Annotated in this window: 23 protein-coding genes; 21 read left to right on the top strand and 2 right to left on the bottom strand. The window is 41.0% G+C overall.

What is annotated here, in order from left to right; genetic code table 11:
• Positions 1-9: 9 nt before the first annotated feature.
• The 15 genes from MHB67_RS17225 to MHB67_RS17155 all read left to right on the top strand — a co-directional run bounded on the left by MHB67_RS17225 (position 10) and on the right by MHB67_RS17155 (position 11,338).
• Positions 10-888 (top strand): prephenate dehydrogenase/arogenate dehydrogenase family protein, encoded by an 879-nt coding sequence (locus MHB67_RS17225; RefSeq protein WP_342492667.1) that lies wholly within the window; start codon positions 10-12, stop codon positions 886-888.
• 43 nt (positions 889-931) lie between these two features.
• Positions 932-2,266, top strand: coding sequence for a TRAP transporter large permease subunit (locus tag MHB67_RS17220; protein WP_024426389.1), 1,335 nt, complete (start codon positions 932-934; stop codon positions 2,264-2,266).
• A gap of 13 nt (positions 2,267-2,279) precedes the next feature.
• Positions 2,280-2,546 (top strand): hypothetical protein, encoded by a 267-nt coding sequence (locus MHB67_RS17215; protein WP_342492666.1) that lies wholly within the window; start codon positions 2,280-2,282, stop codon positions 2,544-2,546.
• Between the two features lie 174 nt (positions 2,547-2,720).
• The gene (locus tag MHB67_RS17210; RefSeq protein ID WP_076840627.1) at positions 2,721-3,119 is read left to right on the top strand and encodes a DUF5082 family protein; all 399 of its coding nucleotides are present in this window, start codon (positions 2,721-2,723) and stop codon (positions 3,117-3,119) included.
• 4 nt (positions 3,120-3,123) lie between these two features.
• Positions 3,124-3,402 carry a YwqI/YxiC family protein gene (locus tag MHB67_RS17205; RefSeq protein ID WP_151039732.1) on the top strand — a complete coding sequence of 93 codons (279 nt, stop codon included), beginning with the start codon at positions 3,124-3,126 and terminating at the stop codon, positions 3,400-3,402.
• Positions 3,403-3,413: 11 nt separating this feature from the next.
• On the top strand, positions 3,414-4,949 hold the full coding sequence (locus MHB67_RS17200; RefSeq protein ID WP_342492665.1) for a T7SS effector LXG polymorphic toxin: 1,536 nt from the start codon (positions 3,414-3,416) through the stop codon (positions 4,947-4,949).
• A gap of 11 nt (positions 4,950-4,960) precedes the next feature.
• Positions 4,961-5,356, top strand: a complete 396-nt coding sequence (locus MHB67_RS17195; RefSeq protein ID WP_133744450.1) for a hypothetical protein — start codon at positions 4,961-4,963, stop codon at positions 5,354-5,356.
• A gap of 333 nt (positions 5,357-5,689) precedes the next feature.
• Entirely contained in the window at positions 5,690-6,052 is a 363-nt protein-coding gene (locus MHB67_RS17190) for a hypothetical protein (protein WP_122631697.1), read from the top strand.
• A gap of 29 nt (positions 6,053-6,081) precedes the next feature.
• Entirely contained in the window at positions 6,082-6,354 is a 273-nt protein-coding gene (locus MHB67_RS17185; RefSeq protein WP_024423781.1) for a hypothetical protein, read from the top strand.
• 69 nt (positions 6,355-6,423) lie between these two features.
• Entirely contained in the window at positions 6,424-6,687 is a 264-nt protein-coding gene (locus tag MHB67_RS17180) for a hypothetical protein (RefSeq protein ID WP_342492664.1), read from the top strand.
• Between the two features lies 1 nt (position 6,688).
• A complete protein-coding gene (locus MHB67_RS17175; RefSeq protein ID WP_342492935.1) occupies positions 6,689-7,102 on the top strand; it encodes an SMI1/KNR4 family protein in 414 nt (137 codons plus the stop codon).
• Between the two features lie 239 nt (positions 7,103-7,341).
• The gene (locus MHB67_RS17170; RefSeq protein WP_332285068.1) at positions 7,342-8,187 is read left to right on the top strand and encodes a lipoate--protein ligase family protein; all 846 of its coding nucleotides are present in this window, start codon (positions 7,342-7,344) and stop codon (positions 8,185-8,187) included.
• 40 nt (positions 8,188-8,227) lie between these two features.
• The gene (locus MHB67_RS17165; RefSeq protein WP_122631698.1) at positions 8,228-8,713 is read left to right on the top strand and encodes a tetratricopeptide repeat protein; all 486 of its coding nucleotides are present in this window, start codon (positions 8,228-8,230) and stop codon (positions 8,711-8,713) included.
• A gap of 118 nt (positions 8,714-8,831) precedes the next feature.
• Entirely contained in the window at positions 8,832-11,108 is a 2,277-nt protein-coding gene (locus tag MHB67_RS17160) for a glycosyltransferase (protein WP_332285066.1), read from the top strand.
• Complete coding sequence (locus tag MHB67_RS17155; RefSeq protein WP_024426379.1) at positions 11,105-11,338, top strand: DUF5970 family protein; 234 nt, start codon at positions 11,105-11,107, stop codon at positions 11,336-11,338. Before MHB67_RS17160 ends, MHB67_RS17155 begins: the two co-directional genes overlap by 4 nt.
• 33 nt (positions 11,339-11,371) lie before the next feature.
• Here MHB67_RS17155 and MHB67_RS17150 read toward each other — a convergent pair whose 3' ends face one another.
• Complete coding sequence (locus MHB67_RS17150; RefSeq protein ID WP_025093853.1) at positions 11,372-12,181, bottom strand: RsfA family transcriptional regulator; 810 nt, start codon at positions 12,179-12,181, stop codon at positions 11,372-11,374.
• A gap of 242 nt (positions 12,182-12,423) precedes the next feature.
• Here MHB67_RS17150 and MHB67_RS17145 point away from each other — a divergent pair, with 242 nt between their 5' ends.
• The 4 genes from MHB67_RS17145 to MHB67_RS17130 all read left to right on the top strand — a co-directional run bounded on the left by MHB67_RS17145 (position 12,424) and on the right by MHB67_RS17130 (position 15,685).
• On the top strand, positions 12,424-12,645 hold the full coding sequence (locus MHB67_RS17145; protein ID WP_003215259.1) for a DUF1450 domain-containing protein: 222 nt from the start codon (positions 12,424-12,426) through the stop codon (positions 12,643-12,645).
• Positions 12,646-12,815: 170 nt separating this feature from the next.
• Positions 12,816-14,117 (top strand): HD domain-containing protein, encoded by a 1,302-nt coding sequence (locus tag MHB67_RS17140; RefSeq protein WP_007497716.1) that lies wholly within the window; start codon positions 12,816-12,818, stop codon positions 14,115-14,117.
• Between the two features lie 30 nt (positions 14,118-14,147).
• A complete protein-coding gene (locus MHB67_RS17135) occupies positions 14,148-14,648 on the top strand; it encodes a YwgA family protein (protein WP_024426378.1) in 501 nt (166 codons plus the stop codon).
• Positions 14,649-14,872: 224 nt separating this feature from the next.
• Positions 14,873-15,685 (top strand): zinc-dependent metalloprotease, encoded by an 813-nt coding sequence (locus tag MHB67_RS17130; RefSeq protein WP_103131736.1) that lies wholly within the window; start codon positions 14,873-14,875, stop codon positions 15,683-15,685.
• 50 nt (positions 15,686-15,735) lie between these two features.
• Here MHB67_RS17130 and MHB67_RS17125 read toward each other — a convergent pair whose 3' ends face one another.
• Positions 15,736-15,921 carry a 2-hydroxymuconate tautomerase gene (locus MHB67_RS17125; RefSeq protein ID WP_012011601.1) on the bottom strand — a complete coding sequence of 62 codons (186 nt, stop codon included), beginning with the start codon at positions 15,919-15,921 and terminating at the stop codon, positions 15,736-15,738.
• A 113-nt stretch (positions 15,922-16,034) separates the two neighbouring features.
• Between MHB67_RS17125 and MHB67_RS17120 the strand changes: the two genes are divergently transcribed.
• Both MHB67_RS17120 and MHB67_RS17115 read left to right on the top strand, forming a co-directional pair.
• Positions 16,035-16,691 (top strand): site-2 protease family protein, encoded by a 657-nt coding sequence (locus tag MHB67_RS17120; RefSeq protein ID WP_225315513.1) that lies wholly within the window; start codon positions 16,035-16,037, stop codon positions 16,689-16,691.
• 12 nt (positions 16,692-16,703) lie between these two features.
• The gene (locus MHB67_RS17115) at positions 16,704-17,222 is read left to right on the top strand and encodes a YwhD family protein (RefSeq protein ID WP_024423769.1); all 519 of its coding nucleotides are present in this window, start codon (positions 16,704-16,706) and stop codon (positions 17,220-17,222) included.
• Positions 17,223-17,312 lie beyond the last annotated feature (90 nt).

Genomic DNA, 17,312 nt, shown 5'->3' with positions numbered 1-17,312 from the left:
GAATCTGTGATGAAGATAGGCTTTATTGGATATGGAGAAGCTGCATATGAGTTATCAACAGGATTGAAAACAGAAGGATTAGATCAATTTTATGCGTATGATGTACTATTACAAAACGAGAAATTGGCTGGCGCGTTGAAAGAAAAAGCATCGCAGACAGGAGTTCAATTAACCAGCAGTATTAGTGAAGTCATTGAGAAATCTAATATTGTCATTGCTGCTGTGCCAGCGAATAAAACCTTAGAAGTGGCCCAATCCGTATCGGGAAGTTTGAAAGAGAATCAATTATATGTAGATGTATCGGCATCAACACCAGACATCAAAAAACAAGTGGCAAACGAAATTGAAAAGCAAAAAGCTCTATTCGTAGATGCTGCCATGCTAGGGCCTCTTCCAGTTAACAAACACAAGGTTCCGATCACGGCAAGCGGCAGTGGAACTGACCAATTCATGAAAGTAATGAATGCTTATGGCATGAATATTAAAAAAATCAGTGACCAGCCAGGAGATGCTTCGGCCTTGAAGCTGATCAGAAGCGTTTATATGAAGGGGATCGTTGGTCTCATGGTTGAATTTTTGGAAATTTCAAAAAAGTACAACGTGGAACAACAAGTGATTTCTTCACTTAGCGATACAATGGATAGCAAAAGTTTTGAAGAGACCATGAACCGTCTTGTGACAGGGAGTGCACTTCATGCGAAAAGACGAGCGATCGAGCTTCTTGGCTCTATTGAAATGCTGGATGAAGCAGAGGTTGATGCCAGTATGTCTCGGGCAGCACAACAGAAGCTAGAGAGATTAGCAGACTTTCAATTCGTTGAACGGTTTAATGGGAAAAAGCCGGCCAGCTGGGAAGAAGTCATTGACGTGATGCAGCAGGGGCAATAAATTGTAAGCGTTTTATTTAACGAAGGGGAGGCGAAAAAACGATATGGGTTTTATTGCGTTGATTGTATTCATAGCTGTCATCATTATATGGAATGTCGTCGTGAAGCGGAATATGGGAGAAGCCATGCTATTAGGCTTTATTGCAACCACATTATTTGGCGGATTGGATGCATTAAGACTGTTCTGGGATGGATTAAAATTTGCATCCACATATGAGGTGCTCTATGCAGCTGTCGCATTTGTATTCATGGCTTATTTAATTGAAAAGCTGGAATTAATTCATGCACTCTTGCGAATCTTAAATTCGGTTGTAGGAAAACTTCCCGGTGGAGCGGCTTATATGAGTACGTTAGGTTCAGCAGTCTTAGGTGCACTTTCAGGTTCAAATTCTGCAAACACAGCGGCCACTGGCTCTATCACCGCTTCTTGGATGATTAAATCAGGCTGGAGCCGAACGCATACAGCGACCATTTTAGCAGGGAATGGCGGACTTGGGGCGGCACTGCCTCCGAACTCTTCCATGTTTATCATGCTGGGGTTTGCACCAATTGCAGCCCTTGTATCTGAGGGAGATTTATATATTGCCCTGTTAATAGGAGGACTGTATCAAGTTGTATACCGATTTATTCTTGTGTATATTCTGGTGAAAAAGAATAAAATTCAGGCCATGCCGCCAGATGATATTCTTCCTTTTAGGGAAGCTGTAAAACAAGGGTGGAAGTCGATCTTTATTTTTTTCGGTGCCTTAATTCCTATCATTGTCACGATAGGTCCGCTGGCAAACTACTTGAAAAGTAATCCAAACATTGGACCAGAGGCAATGGATCAAATTTCTTTAATTACGTGGATTCCGATTCTCATGATGTTGATTAGTTTAACAATTGGGAGAAAAAAGGCGTCTGCACTAGATTGGTCTCAGTTTTTCAAGTCGGCTATTCCTAAGTTTACAACGATCGGTGCCTTGATGCTGTTTGCTGTTGCTGCTAGTCAGGTGCTTGCTGAATTAGGATTGGCAGAAGATTTGACGCAAATCACATCAGTACTTACCATTCCGAAATGGCTCATGGTGCTCATTGTGGGTATTCTTGTCACGCTGGTAGCTGGACCATTATCTTCTACAGCCACATTAACAGCTGTTGGACTTGTCTCATTTTCAGCTTTAGTCTCAGTCGGAGTGGACCCAGTTGTGGCTGTTGTCGCCATTCTTGCTTTTTCATCAACAGAAGGCGCTTCCCCGCCGGCATCAGGATCGATTTTCATTGCTTCTGGTCTTGCAGGAGCCAGACCGGAGAAAACGTTTATACCGCTGATTCTCTACTATATGCTGCCAATCGTAGGAATTGGTTGGCTCATCGGAATGGGAATACTTCCAGTATAGAAAGGAGAAACACATGAGAGCATTGATGGAATTTTTATTTAAAGTGCTGCTTGTCCTGTTCTTAACGTCAGGAGCCCTGTTGGTATTCGGTCAAATACTAGGGATTCTTTTGCAAAAGGGAGATATGATCATTGCAAGTACGAACCTATTCAAAAACCCAACATTGGTGTTAAGTGCCTTTTTCAGTCTTGTTGGTTTCTCTCTCAATTATATTCCTGAAAAGAAAGACACCGCATTTAGCGATCATCCATCTGCATCAGCAGGTGAATCGCTCAAATAAGCAATAAAAAGCTGGATTCAGTAAATGGATCCAGCTTTTTGTGCGCGGGAAATAGGTATTAAAACCCGATACATACGACTCATTTTTTGGTAAATCCACTTTCAATCATATGCCTCTTGTGCTAGTAAATGGTAACATAACGGAGGACTATTTAAGGAATAGAGGTGTTTGACCATATCTGGAGCAATCATCGGATATAAAGCAGCCTTGTATTCATTAAAGGCAGATATATCTATCAAAAAAGAACAAATCATCGAACTCAATATGTGCCGAAAAGAAATCAAAGAGGCAAAATGGGCCCTGTCAGATGCCAGCAAAAAAATCACACATCCAGACCTGACATCACATACATGGTTTGGCCATTTGGCAGACACGTTTGATGACATTCGAGACGAAATGGCTTCCGCCAGTCAGGAAATAAAAGATGTACAGCTAACCAATCTATTAAATCGAATCAATGAGAAAATCAGTGATTTAACATCGGATATCCATTCGTTAGAACATGAAATTCATTCGGTTGAAAGAAAAATAGAGAAAGAAAAGCAGAAACAACTGGAAGAAAAAAGAGGGTAGTCACATGACGAGAGAAATTAAAATAGATGCCAGTCAGGTCAAACAAGTATTACAGCATGCAAAACAATCAGGCGCTCAAATGAATGCAGCCCTTCCAACCACCATCAAAGGAAGAAATCAGCTCCTGACGGCAGACACATTAGAAAAGATCAATCAGCAGCTGAACGAATTAAGTACATCCTATATAGGCATTCTTCAGAAACAGCTTGTACAAACAGAACAAGCGGTGAACACCATGATTGAAACGGACAAGGCGCTTGCTTCCAGCAGTAAAAGAAAATAAAGGAGAACGCAATGAAAACCCTTGACGCCTTTGCGCTAATAAACGGAATAGATCAAACGCTGAATGCGTTAAAGCAGCAGTCACAGCAAATCAGCTCCCTAGAAAAACAAATCAATCACATCATCTCACTCGATGGTGCACTAAAGGGAGAGGCGGGACAAGCCATCCGCGCCTTTTATACAGATTGCCATATTCCCTTCCTGCAATTCTTTCAGGTTGTCATTGAGGAATATAGCGCTGCATTGAAAAACACAAAGCAGGCTCTTCACGCGATAGAATCAAATGAGCACGGCTATATATCACAAGCATTTATCGAACATGATCTTGATCAAGGCTTAAAAAAAGCTGAACGAACGATTTCTGAAATTGTATCAGAGGTAAACCATGCCATAGGCAGAGTTGGTCATATTGTTCATTTGCCAAATGTAGACAAATCAGTGTTTCAGCAGAACTATCAAAAGGCATGGCTCGAGACATCAAGAACCATTGGTTTGCTTCATGCATTTGACAGGGAGCAGACAAGTGCTTTACATGAAACCAAAAGCTCTCTTCAAACAATGAAGCAATACATAGATATCTTAAGTACCATGTTCACCAGCCCAAAAATCGACATCACGAGCTATCAAAAGGGATCTATTTTCAAAGATGGAAAAGAAGAAAAAGTAAGCAGCATCATCAGTGGATTGAAAGATAAAATAGACACCCCAAAAGACAATCCATTGATGATCATGCTGAAGAAACTGAAAGAGAAACAACAGGCGAATGTGGAGACGGTTGTTCGGGAAACGCCGTCTAGTAAAATCAATCAAACCACCTTGACCTTAAATGGAAAAGTATACAACATAAATGAGTACAAAAAGATCAACTTCGAACATGCCAAAACGGTTGATGTCATGCGAGACGGAATGCTGTATCGGTTACGAATATCAGAAAAAAACAAAGTAACGATTGAGAGCGTTAAACCGATTTCTGATGTAAAAACAGGCGATCAACCCCAAAATATCTTAAATACAGCGGTTGAATTTACAGGAATAAACGACGCGATTCGGGTTATTACAGGAAGAGATCCGATAACAGGTGATAAAGTCGCGGATATGGATCGTTTGGTATCAGGGGTGTACATGGTTCCAAGCACCAACATTGTTAAAGTGGGGAAATATGTTTTTAAGATTATTAAAGGGGAGAAAGCAGCTAAGAAAGTTGAGAAGAAAGTAAAGGGTATTGGAAGAGGAGAACAATTATTAGATAAAGTTAAAACATATGAGCAAGCTAGAAATAAGACAGTAGACATAGTTGGAGACCTAGGACCCAATTCACAACCATATACAGGTACGCTTAAGTCGAGTGCTGGATATGGTAAAGTCGTTGGTAGACAGTCCGCTGACGGAAAAGTAAGATGGAGATTAGATTATGACCCTAAAAAGGGACCACATATAAATATTGAAGATTTTCGTAATGGTAAAGGGGCGAATGCTCGAAAGATTGCTATTCCATTTGAGGGTAATGAAAGCACTTTTAAATCTTTATTAAAACATTTGAATAGATAAGGAGATTTTAGATGAGTTTATTAGATGAGTGTATTGAGGCAATAGGTGAGGATGTACATATTTTATATGAAGATAATAGAGAGCAAATATTAAATGATTTTGAAAATTCTTTTCCCTTTACTGATTGGGGGCAAATTGAATGGAAGAAGATATCTTCTTATGAGCAAGTGGATACATTCGATGAAATACGATCCTTTTTGAATCAAAAACTGAATGAGTACAGTGATATTGTTTATGTAATTTGGGATGAAGGGGCGTTACCAATTATCCAATCTACTTTAGATAAAGTATTTGAAGCTATAGATGATGTTACAGCTGTCAGTTTTGATACGTGGATTTTTTCACCATCTTCTGGATATGCGATTGAAATTTTTCATGATGGTGAAGTAAAAGTAGGATTGAAATAGAATAGATGAACCCTCAAAAAGAATTAATTTGAGTCTCTTTGAGGGTTTTTAAATGTTTATTATTGTTAATAAAAAAGATATTCTTTCTTTTTCTACTTTATTTGATGCAATGTTAAATAATCTTTGAATGTAAGCTTGTGCATTTTTAAAATGTTTCTGTGAAGGTCATTCTAAGTTTGATTGCTATATCTGGTTTTACTTTTTTCTTTGCTATCAATCCGGCCATCACTATTTGACTTACTACAAGCATTTTAACTACTCTGTGCTGAAGAACTTTCTGAAAAGTACCAAGTTTAGGTGTAAAGACAAAGAAGTAAAAAAAGGATGATCGTATTGAAAATAAAAAAAATAAACTGGATTTCACAAGAAGCTTCAGAAGCTGATGTGATTGTAACAGATGGCGAACTGGAATTAATGTGTTTTGCTCAACCATTAAATTACCTTGAAGAAAGTGAACTATTAGAACCTATTTTTTGTTTAGATGTGTCAGACTTAGTGAAAGCAGAAGTGGCAGAGGTTAGAATTGAAAAATTAGATGATAATTTTAGTTATAGTTTCTTAGGACAATTAATTGATAAGCGTGATGAAAAAGTGAGAGTGGGCGGATTTTTATTAGAATTGGATTACAATATACCAGGAGATATAAATGAAGGCGATTTTATAAGTTTTAATTGTCAACGATTAGATATTTATTAGTAGGAGATTGAAGTCTTAAGGAGCATTAAATGAACAAAAAAGAAGAACTAATAAAACAAATCCAAACAGTCATCAACATCCTAGAAAAAGAATATCCACAAGAAATCAATCAAGGTGTTCTCCAATTAATATACAAAAGATATAAAATTGCTGAAAGGATCATTCAGAACAATGAAGATCTCCAAAAGATTTTGATCATTGGCGGGGTGAGAGCTTATTTGGATAGTTATAATGATTATCTAAACCCCTTTCTAGATGAATTACATAAAGCAGAGAGTTTGCTTAAAGAAATGCTGTCATAGATAGGACGGTTGTCTGTAGTACTGGAATCAAGTCTTGTATCGGGCAGCAAAACAGAGAAAGGAATGCCTATGGAACATAAACAAAACAAAAAAACATCCAACTGGCTATTAAGTATCAGTGTTCTGATTGTTATAGGAACAGCTTTGCTGAGAGGAGTTTCTTACTCAGAAGCTGATTATCGCGGTTTCCCTATTGATTGGCTAGTTCTGCACGGACATCATGCTTTTGAATTTCTATTGTGGGGTTTTATACTTGACGTGGTCATTTTCTATTTTCTTTTAAAAATGCTTCTTCGTTTGTATAAAAGGGTCATAAAAAAATCAGCTGCTTAACATAGAGGAGGCTCTTAAAATGCTCAATTTACCTGAAATCCCACATCTGCACGTGAACAAACCAGTAAGTGACATACATATCAAAGAGGCAGAATCCCAGCTAAACATGGTGCTGCCCCGTGCTTATAAGGAATTGCTGAAACAGACAAATGGATTTTCCATTGGCGGTGAGGTGCTTCTATACGGGACGGAGGACATGGTGGAACGCAATGCAACATGGGAGGTTCAGCAATATGCAAGCGGCTATGTAGCAATTGGCGACGATGGTGGCGGGCGAGTACTTCTCATGCGGCTGGCTGAAGAGGAGAAAAAGGTATGGATCGTGGATGCTGGTGTGATGGACCCTCAGCATGCGGAATTGGTCGCTGAAGACTTGTTGAGCTGGGTAAATGAGGGCTGTTTCATAGAAGTTTAGTCTATTAAGGAGATGATCGATTTGCCGTGGAATACATTGATCGCTGCATGCCTCGTGGTTGGGGTTCCTGTCGTTTTAATTGCAGCTGTTTATTTCATCTCGAAAAGCAAGAACAAGAAAACCAAATCATCCAACTGAAACGCTCTGTGACGCCAAATGTCATAGAGCTTTTTGCATTCTCCCTCCATTCATCACATGTTATAATAAACACAGTTTATGAACGAGAGGATATGCAGGAGATGAAAAATGAACCTATTGAGTTACTGACACAGCCAAAATGGCGTATCATCGATCAGTCGAGTCTCGGTCTTTATGTGGACCCGAAGCAATCCTTTGCGATGGATGATACGCTTTGCGCGTCGGTGGGGAAGGGCCTTTCACCAGCGACAGCCCGTTCTTGGGTGCATCACAATACGATTGTGCTTGGGATTCAGGATACAAGACTTCCATTTCTCCAAGATGGCTTAAAGCTGTTTGAGGAAGAGGGATATCGTGTGATTGTGCGCAACTCAGGCGGTCTTGCTGTGGTGCTGGATGAAGGTGTACTGAATGTGTCTTTAATCTTTGCGGAACAAAAGAAGGGCATTGATATTGACCGCGGATATGATGCGATGGTGGAATTGATCCGCCGGATGCTGTCGATGTACGAGGTGGACATTGAAGCCTATGAAATAGTCGGCTCTTATTGTCCAGGCAGCTACGATTTAAGTATCAATGGAAAGAAATTTGCAGGCATTTCTCAGCGTAGATTACGCGGTGGGGTCGCTGTGCAAATTTATTTGTGTGCAGATGGAAGCGGGCGTGAACGTGCCGATTTGATCCGCCGTTTTTATGACGCCGCCTTAAAGGATAAACGGCAAGAAGTGAAGGCAGTATTTCCTGATATACAGCCGGATACGATGGCATCCTTATCAGAATTAATCGGTGAACCAATTGATTGTAAGCTTCTCATGCGTTTATTACTAGAGGAGCTTCAAAAGCTTAGTAATCAGCTGACAGCCTCGGGCCTGAACGCAGAAGAACAGCTGGAATTTGAGAAAAACATGACGCGGATGATTGAACGGAATGAAAAGGTGTTTTCATAAATATCAGCCTTTTCATCTTGAAAAGAGTAGAGGTGAAGTGATGGAAACAAAGCTTGAAAAAGCCATTGAACTTCGAAAAAGTGGACATCTTCAAGAATCAAATGAAATGCTGTCTCATCTTGTAGAGGAGTATCCAGACGATGCCTCTATTCATTATCAATGTGCCTGGAGTTATGACCTGTTAGGAGAGGAAAGGCAAGCTGTCTTTTTTTATGAAAGGGCCATTGAGTTAGGATTGTCTTCAGAAGAACTAGAAGACGCTTTACTAGAGTTAGGAAGTACATACAGAACTTTAGGAGAATATGAAAAGTCAAAACAGATATTCCTAAAAGGGATGGAAACTTATCCGGACAACAAAGCCATTCAAACGTTCTATGCCATGACTTTGTATAATTTAAAGGAACATAGCAAAGCGATGGAAATATTACTGAACTGTTTAACTGAAACGACAAAAGATCCTGCTATTTTAAGTTATCGAAAAGCGATTGATTTTTATTCAAATCAGTTAGATAGGATATGGAAATAATAGTTGATTTGGCTGCTTGAATAGATTTGGAGGGGCAATGTGATGAAAAAATCCCCTCCTTTGTTATGGAATTTTATATGTGATAGTCATTTATGGCGTAAGAAAGAAGGTAAATTTGTTGTCATTATTCACCACGTATTACCCGCTGTTTATGCTTTGTGTTTTGTCTGTGTTGTATGTGATGTATCGTATTCAGCCGCTGGCCTCTACTGTTAAAAAAATGATCATTGTGCTCTGTGTGTTAACAAATGCTGCCTATATTTGCTGGCGTCTCTTCTTTACACTGCCGCATGAAGGTACATTTAATATGATAATGGGCATCTTGCTCGTAGCCTGTGAATGTATTGGATTTTTACAGCTGCTTGTGTTTTATACACTTGTTTGGAAGCCTTCCAATCGAAAACAAGTCATGATCAGTGATTTGGACAGGCTGCCAACAGTTGATATTTTCATAGCTACATATAATGAACCGATTGAAGTGCTGAAACGCACGGTTGCAGGCTGTTTGAATCTCTCTTATCCAAAAGACAGCGTCCATATTTATTTATGTGATGATGGCAAGAGGGAGTCTGTGGAGCAGCTTGCATCTGAGTTTGGCGTTCATTATCTGACAAGAACAGATAACAAGTTTGCTAAGGCGGGTAATTTAAACCATGCGATGTCTCAAACGAATGGGGAGCTGATTCTCACACTTGATGCTGATATGGTCCCCCTTCCTGCCTTTTTAGAAAAGACAGTGCCTTACTTTCATGATGGAGCGACTGCGTTTGTTCAAGTTCCACAGGCGTTTTATAACGAAGATCCTTTCCAATATAATATGTTCTCGAAGGATCGAATTCCAAATGAACAGGACTTCTTTATGCAAACTCTCCAAGCTGGTAAGGATCGGTTCAATGCGGTGATGTATGTCGGGAGTAATACTGTATTTAGAAGAACGGCCTTAGAGGAAATTGGCGGATTTGCTACTGGAGTGATTACAGAAGACATGGCGACCGGAATGCTTCTCCAAGGGAAGTTCAAATCAGTGTCTGTCGGAGAAGTATTAGCCGTCGGCCTCGCACCTGAAAGCTGGCTTGATCTGTTAAAGCAGAGAGACCGGTGGTCGAGAGGGAACATTCAGTGCGCCCGTAAGTTTAATCCATTGAAGGTTCGCGGCTTAACGCTTATGCAGCGAGTTCTTTATTTAGATGGCATTGTGTATTGGTTTAACGGTTTGTTTAAAATGATTTACATTCTTACACCAATATTGTTTTTATTATTTGGTATTCAAAGTTTCTGGGCCGATTTCAAGTCCATTTTTATGTTTTGGCTGCCGGCGTTCTTTAGTTCGTATTTAGCGTTTAAACTGGTGTCGAATCAAAAAAGAAGTATGTTTTGGAGTCATATTTACGAAAGCTCTATGGCATTCCATCTGGCTGGTGTAGCTTTAAGTGAGCTGTTTTTGAAGAAGAGGGTTGAATTCCTTGTCACGCCGAAGGGAATTCAAACGGACAAGAGACATTTTCATTTGAAAACGATGATTCCTCATTTGATCTTCTTGCTGCTCTCATTGCTTGTCCTTGTGAAAATAGGATACGATATGAAGGTAAATGGGACGATGAATGCTGATCTCACGTTGATTAATATTTTTTGGGTGCTTTATAACGGTGCAGGTCTATTCATGGCACTGATTGTGGCGTTTGATCGTCCGCGTTATCGAAAATCAGAGCGGTTTGTCATAGAAAAAGAGGGGCAACTCTGTTCTAATCATCAAGATGAGTCGATTGCTTGTTTTCTACTAGACATGAGTGATTCAGGTGCGCGTCTATCCATTCCATTGGATCAAGCTTCTTCTTTAAATCAAGGACAAATGCAATTGTTCTTTTCAGAGGAACAAAGTGTGGCGTGTGATGTGGTTTGGAGCCATCCAGAGGGAGACAAGCTGATGGTTGGTGTTGCTTTTACTGATACAGAAAAATCAGAGTACCTATCATTGATCCGTTTCTTATTCACACGAGAGCATGTATCGATAACGGATCGTGAGAAAAAATCCTATGCTGTTCGGACATTTCTCCGCTTTATAAGAGAAACGGAGAAAGTACCAAGGGCTATAAGGCGCAAATGGGTGAGAAGACCGTTGCAAAGCGTGGCAGGCACGCTGTCCTATGAGGGCCGGTTAGAAGAGAAGGTGCCGGTGAACATACATGATATTAGTGTATCTGGGTGCAAAATCGAGTCTGAAGCTTCAATTGAATTACATGAGAAAGTGCTGATCACCATTGACACAGAATCTCTCACAGATCAGCCGGCGATTGCAGTCTGGACATCACAAAAACGCGGCCGCACAATGGCCGGACTCAAGTTTGTTCAGCCTGAAATCAAGCAGATAGAAGAAAGAGAGGGAGTGGTTTCTTGAAATCCAAAAACGGCGGTTACCTCTATTTACTATGGCTTCCTGTCATCATGGGAGCCGGCTACGGCATTTCGCTTTTAGTGCCATTTCTTCAGCCTGTCCTAACACTTGGCATCGCAGGTCTTTATATTTTTATGTTTGGTGATTTTCAGGTAAGGCAGGTCAGATATATTTTTATGTTCGTGTTTTTGATCAATGTCCTTTTTAGTGTGATGCTATTTTTGGGCATTTAAAAAAGTGCTTCCCGAGGCGGGGAGCACTTTTTGTTATTCTGCCATTTTTTCGAGGTTGCCGTTCCGGTCCATTTTAAAGGTTGGTGCGGCACTATCGTCCTCTTCAAACAAAACTAGTTTTCTTGCACGGTTCATGATTTTCACGAGTGTTTCATAATCTTCTTGAATTGTGAGCTGATCCTTTTCAAGCTTCTTCACTTCAGCTTCTAGCTGCGAGACTTTATGAGAAAGTTCATTGTTTTCTCGTTTTAAGCGGCTGTTTTCCATACGTAAGGCAGTGGATTGCTGACCATCACCTTCATAACGGCGTAAGAAATCAATGATATCGTCCATGGTTAATTCTTGATGCTGCCTAAATGGATTTGCTTCCGGCTTTTTCTCTGCCGTATTTGGGGCAGGAGCAGCCTGTGACAATAAATGTGATAAACTAGCTAACTCTTCATTGTAGCTTTGATCCACAAACTGAAGCTGTTCGGCCGTTTCAGCTGCTGGTGCAAATGTTTCTTCCTTTGCTGGCTCCAGTTCCTGTGAGAATTCCTCTTGAGTCACCGTTTCTTCTACTTGCGGCTGATAAAGTAATCGTTTTTTCGCTGGCTGGCCATTGCCAAGTGCGCGCATCCGTTGTTTTCGCTGTTTTTTGGCAAGTGCCAACGCTTTTTCATATTGATGTCTGACGACAGCGTTCCATCTAAATCCGCATGCCGCTGAGGTGCGGTTCAGCTTGTCTCCTACTTCTTCAAACGCATTTAGTTGCGTGCTGCCCTCTCTGACGTGACGTAAGACGGTTTCTGCCAGGAGGAGATCATTTTCCTCTGACCAAGCATCTTGTCTTTGTTTTGACATGTGTTTAAACCCCCATATGATTTGATGGTATTAGATTAGCCAAGTTCAAGAAGGTTTATACAAGTTTGCTAAAAGGATAGTGGAAAATACTAGCTTTTATGTAAGCTCGGGATTGGGGCGGCAAAGCGTCTTGCAAGTCCAGCCGCTTCGATGTACAATGTTGGGTGGTATATTATTCACGATTGGCTGTCCAACTGTTTCATATAGAATGAAGTATCATCATTGAAAGGAAGCGTAAGACCATGGCTAATGAGTTTCGCGTATGTGACGATTGTGATGCGACGAACCTAAAGACGTTATTGCCTCGACTCAAATCGGTTGACCCTGATGCAAAAATTGAGATCGGCTGTCAATCCTATTGTGGTCCAGGACGAAAAAAGGCTTTTGCGTTTGTGAACAATCGCCCATTATCCGCACCAACAGAAGATGAATTACTTGAAAAGGTTCAAAAAAAAGTCAAATAAATGTCACTGAATGTGTTCAGTCGACCTAAAAAGAGGTCCGTCCCTGTCAGGTCGGGCTTTTTACGTCCGTGCAATCTTTGAGAACACATTCACCAGCAAATTCAAGGATGTTTTCGGGAAAAGTTACCCGATATAATAGAAACACGTCTTAAAAAAAGAGGGACGAAACGATGGCGTATCCAAAAGGGAAATTATCTGAGGAAAAGGTATTTAAAGATCCTGTACACCGTTATGTTCACGTAAGGGATGCATTAATATGGGATTTAATAGGAACAAGAGAGTTTCAGCGCCTGAGACGAATTAAACAGCTAGGAACTACTTATTTGACGTTTCATGGTGCAGAACACAGCCGATTCAATCATTCACTCGGTGTATACGAGATTGTGAGACGAATTGTGGATGATGTGTTTAAAGGGCGGCCTGAATGGGATGAAGGGGAGCGCGAGCTTGTACTTAGTGCAGCCTTGCTTCATGACCTCGGACATGGTCCATTTTCTCATTCCTTTGAAAAGGTCTTCCACTTAGACCATGAATCGTTTACAAGAGATATTATTTTAGGGCAGACGGAAGTCAATGAAGTGCTCCGCCGGGTGAGTGATGATTTTCCGAAGCATGTGGCTGAAGTCATTGCCAAAACGTATCAAAACAAACAGGTGGTCAGTTTGATCTCAAGTCAAATTGATGCCGACCGAATGGACTATTTGCAGCGTGATGCCTACTATACAGGCGTCAGCTACGGCCACTTTGATATGGAACGTATTTTACGTGTGATGCGCCCTAGAGAAGATCAGATTGTGATGAAGCAGAGCGGGATGCATGCGGTTGAAGATTATATTATGAGCCGCTATCAAATGTACTGGCAAGTCTATTTCCACCCAGTGACACGCAGTGCGGAAGTCATTTTAACGAAAATTCTTCACCGTGCAAAAGAGCTGCATGAAACGGGTTATATTTTCACACATGCCCCCGTTCACTTTTATTCAATCTTTGAGGGGAATGTCACCACAGAGGACTATATTAAGCTGGATGAATCCATTGTCTTATTTTATTTTCAGGCGTGGGAAGATGAAGAAGATCACGTGCTGGCTGATTTGTGCCGCCGTTTTATGAACCGCCGATTGTTCCAATATACAGAGTTTAATCCAAATGAAGAAATGACGAAATATTTCAAGCTGACCGCCTTGTTCAAGGAGGCCGGAATTGATCCTGACTATTATTTAGTGGTCGATTCTTCCTCTGACTTGCCCTATGACTTCTACAGACCAGGGGAGGAAGAAGAGAGGCTGCCAATCCACCTTTTGACGCAAAGCGGTCATATTAAAGAACTGTCGAGACAGTCAGATATTGTTGACGCCATTTCCGGTAAACGAAGAACCGATCATAAACTTTATTTCCCGATGGACTTAATTGTAGATATGTCGGAAAAAGCTGAAGAAAAAAAGGCGATCATGAAGCTGCTTGGTTTGGGATAAGGAAGTACTGAAAAAGGAGATGTCGGGAATTTGTTGAAAGAGCATGCAAAGTTGATGAAGGTATTCTCTGAATCAGGGGAAATCGTTGGTCGGAAGAAGCTGCAAAAGATGATTTACATAGCAAAAAAGCTAGATTTGCCTTTTTACGAGAAATACGATTTTCATTTTTATGGCCCCTATTCAGAGGAGTTGACGCTCAGAATTGAAGAGCTGTGCAACCTTGGATTCTTGGACGAAATGAAGGAAAAAAAGGGCGGATACTATCAATATCGCTATTCGTTGACGGACAATGGGAAAGAGTTTCTCGATCAGTGTGAAGTGGACATGCCTGACCTCAAAGCGCTGACGCAGCAGATGAACGAGCAATCGTCCCGTTTCCTAGAGCTTGTCTCAACGATTTTATATTTTGATAACCTGCCAGAAGATGAGGTAAAGGAAAAAGTCTTCACCATTAAAAGCAAGCAGCGCTATACGGACGAAGAATTTGAGGCGGCCCTTGCTTATATTGACCAGTTGAAGGAATTGAACTAGTTGAACAAAAGCCCGACTTTTAGGGCTTTTTTTGTTTTGTAAGACCCAGACCAAAAGCGCTATTTTCAGATGAAATGTGTGTCAAAATATCCGAAAAATTAGTGAAAATGACGTGATTCGACTTTCTTCCTGTGCATCTAATTCCCTGTTTTTGACTGAATAGAAGGAAAATGGTGAATTTTCAGTGAATATATAACCTTGTGAAAAACAAAGGAGGGATAGGAATGAAAAAGCGTTCAGTCTTTTTGTCATTTTTATTGGTAGGTAGTTTGTTACCGGGGGTAAGTTCAGCTTCAGCACCAGTAGCGAGTGCAGGTCATGGGCATGATCATGGTCATGCGCCGTTCGAAACCCATATTAGTGAGGGGTTGCCAAAAGCAAAAGATTTTAAAGATTTGACGACAGCACCTCCAATTGAACGAGATGTGACAACAAAGGTATTAGATGAGTCTGGTAAGCAGGTAGGCTCGAGAACCTTTAAGGCCAATACAGGAGATTCTATTTCAACAAAAGCAAGTACAGGCAGTCAGAAGGTCACTGTCTATGCGGTTGCTGATGCGCAGTATCGTGCGAAATATAGTGACTGGCAAACACGGATTGTCAGCATCATCGAGCAAGCAGATGTCACGTTTAACCGTGATCATGATGTAGACTTTGTCGTACAAGCCGTAGGATCTTGGACGTCTTCGGGATCAAATTCATCACAAATCCTTTCCAACCTTGCGCGCAGCTTTGATGGCAGAGGATACGATTTTGTCACTGGATTTACAGCAAATCCAAACTTTGATGCTGGCGGAATCGCTTATGTTTACAATAGTGCACCAAGCGGAAGTGCATTCGCCGTTAACCTTGATCAAGGAACAGCGAACACTGCAAAAGCGGCTACGCATGAATACGGTCATAACTTTGGCTTACCGCACGACCCTCAAGGAAGCGGCATTGTCTGCCTAATGAATTATGATTATTCTTACACAGTCGATTTCTTCGATGCGGCTCATAAAAATCAAGTGAACCGTAATAAAGCTTGGTACAGATAAGAATGCAGACAAAAGGACAAACACATTGAGTGTTTGCCCTTTTTTTATGCTTACAGGTCGCTGATGCGTTTTCCTGCTACGGCATAGTGTTCTTTTTTCATTTCTTCAATAATAACAGAGACTTTTTCTGCACCTGCGCCTGTTGTTTCTACAACGGCATCAGTGACTTTCTCCACAAGAGCTCTTTTCTGCTCGTCTGTTCTTCCTTCAAGCATTTGAACGGTGACAATCGGCATGGCGAAAACCTCCTTTTTCCTTTAATGCTACGCTTCCCTTTAGTTTAAGGGACTTCTTATAGTATACTGAATGAAGTAAATCATTGTATAGAAAGAAAGAGGGATTCATGCCTTTGAACCAATTTCTTGTTTATCCATTAGAGCTTATTCCATATGTTGCCATTACGCTTGTTGTTGCGTTTACGATGCACGAGCTGGCGCATGCATATGTTGCGTACCGATTCGGAGACCCGACGGCTAAGAATCAAGGGAGACTGACGTTAAATCCACTGAAGCATCTCGATGTATTCGGGACGATTTTGATCTTTGTGGCCGGGTTTGGCTGGGCGAGACCTGTACCGGTGAATCGTTACCATTTTAAAAAACCGCGCTTAGCAGGGATTTGTGTCTCCATTGCTGGGCCATTAAGTAACTTGGTGCTGGCGTTTTTGGGCTTTTTTGTGTATGTGCTTCTTCAGAAATTTGGCGGGGAGTGGATCATGCGCTTTGAGCCGGGAGTCGATAATTTCTTTTTAATCTTTATTAACTTAAACGTCATCTTGTTCCTATTTAACTTATTACCACTTCCGCCGCTGGATGGGTATCGAATTATTGAGGACGTCGTCAGCCCCCGTATCCGGGCGAAAATGACGCAATTTGAACAATATGGGATCATTATTTTTCTCATATTCGTGATCACACCGCTGGGACAGTTTGTGTTTGGTCCATTGATCGAAATGCGGAATCAAATCATACAATTGTTTAATCTTATTTTGAAGCCGCTGCTTTAGGAGGTTTAATAAATGGAAGGTAAAAAGAAGAAACCAATTGGTTTTAACATCATTAAAAAAACAGATGCAACCGACGGACATGGAGGCTTTGGGGCAGGTGCACTCAGCCTTGATAATATCTCGCCAGTCATCATTGATGTAGAGGAAAAGGAAGCTGTCATTGATATTGGTGCCATGCATGCAAGAAGTGCCGTCGAAAAAGGAATTAAATTTTTGAAAACAAAAGAAGAGGTGCCGAACGGAAAACCGTATTGGCTTGTATGGGTGACGATTGACCGCAGAGAAGAAGGGCCTTATTATGCAGGTGTGACGGCTTGTGAAATGACCGTTGACCGTTCGATCCGCCGCGGGTATAAGTCACTTCCAGAGCATGTGAATTTAATGGATAAATCGATGAAGCGAAAAATTGTCGTTAGTCATATGGATGACGTTTCCAAAAAGGTGCTGGCTGATTTCTTAAAAGGTCATAATCAAGCGCTATGGGACGCATCAACAGATGAATTAAAAGAAGGATTGGCTGTCCCTGAATAATTGTGAAATTTTTGTGAAGATTGGCGGATGGCTACCAATTCTCTCCGGTTTTTGAGTAAACTGGTGTTAAAGCTAGGACATGGAGAATCC

It is taken from the genome of Bacillus sp. FSL H8-0516 (assembly GCF_038635285.1).
Lineage (GTDB): Bacteria > Bacillota > Bacilli > Bacillales > Bacillaceae > Bacillus > Bacillus safensis.
Note: the sequence above shows the minus strand (reverse complement) of the source record. Positions and strands in the feature narration are given on the sequence as shown.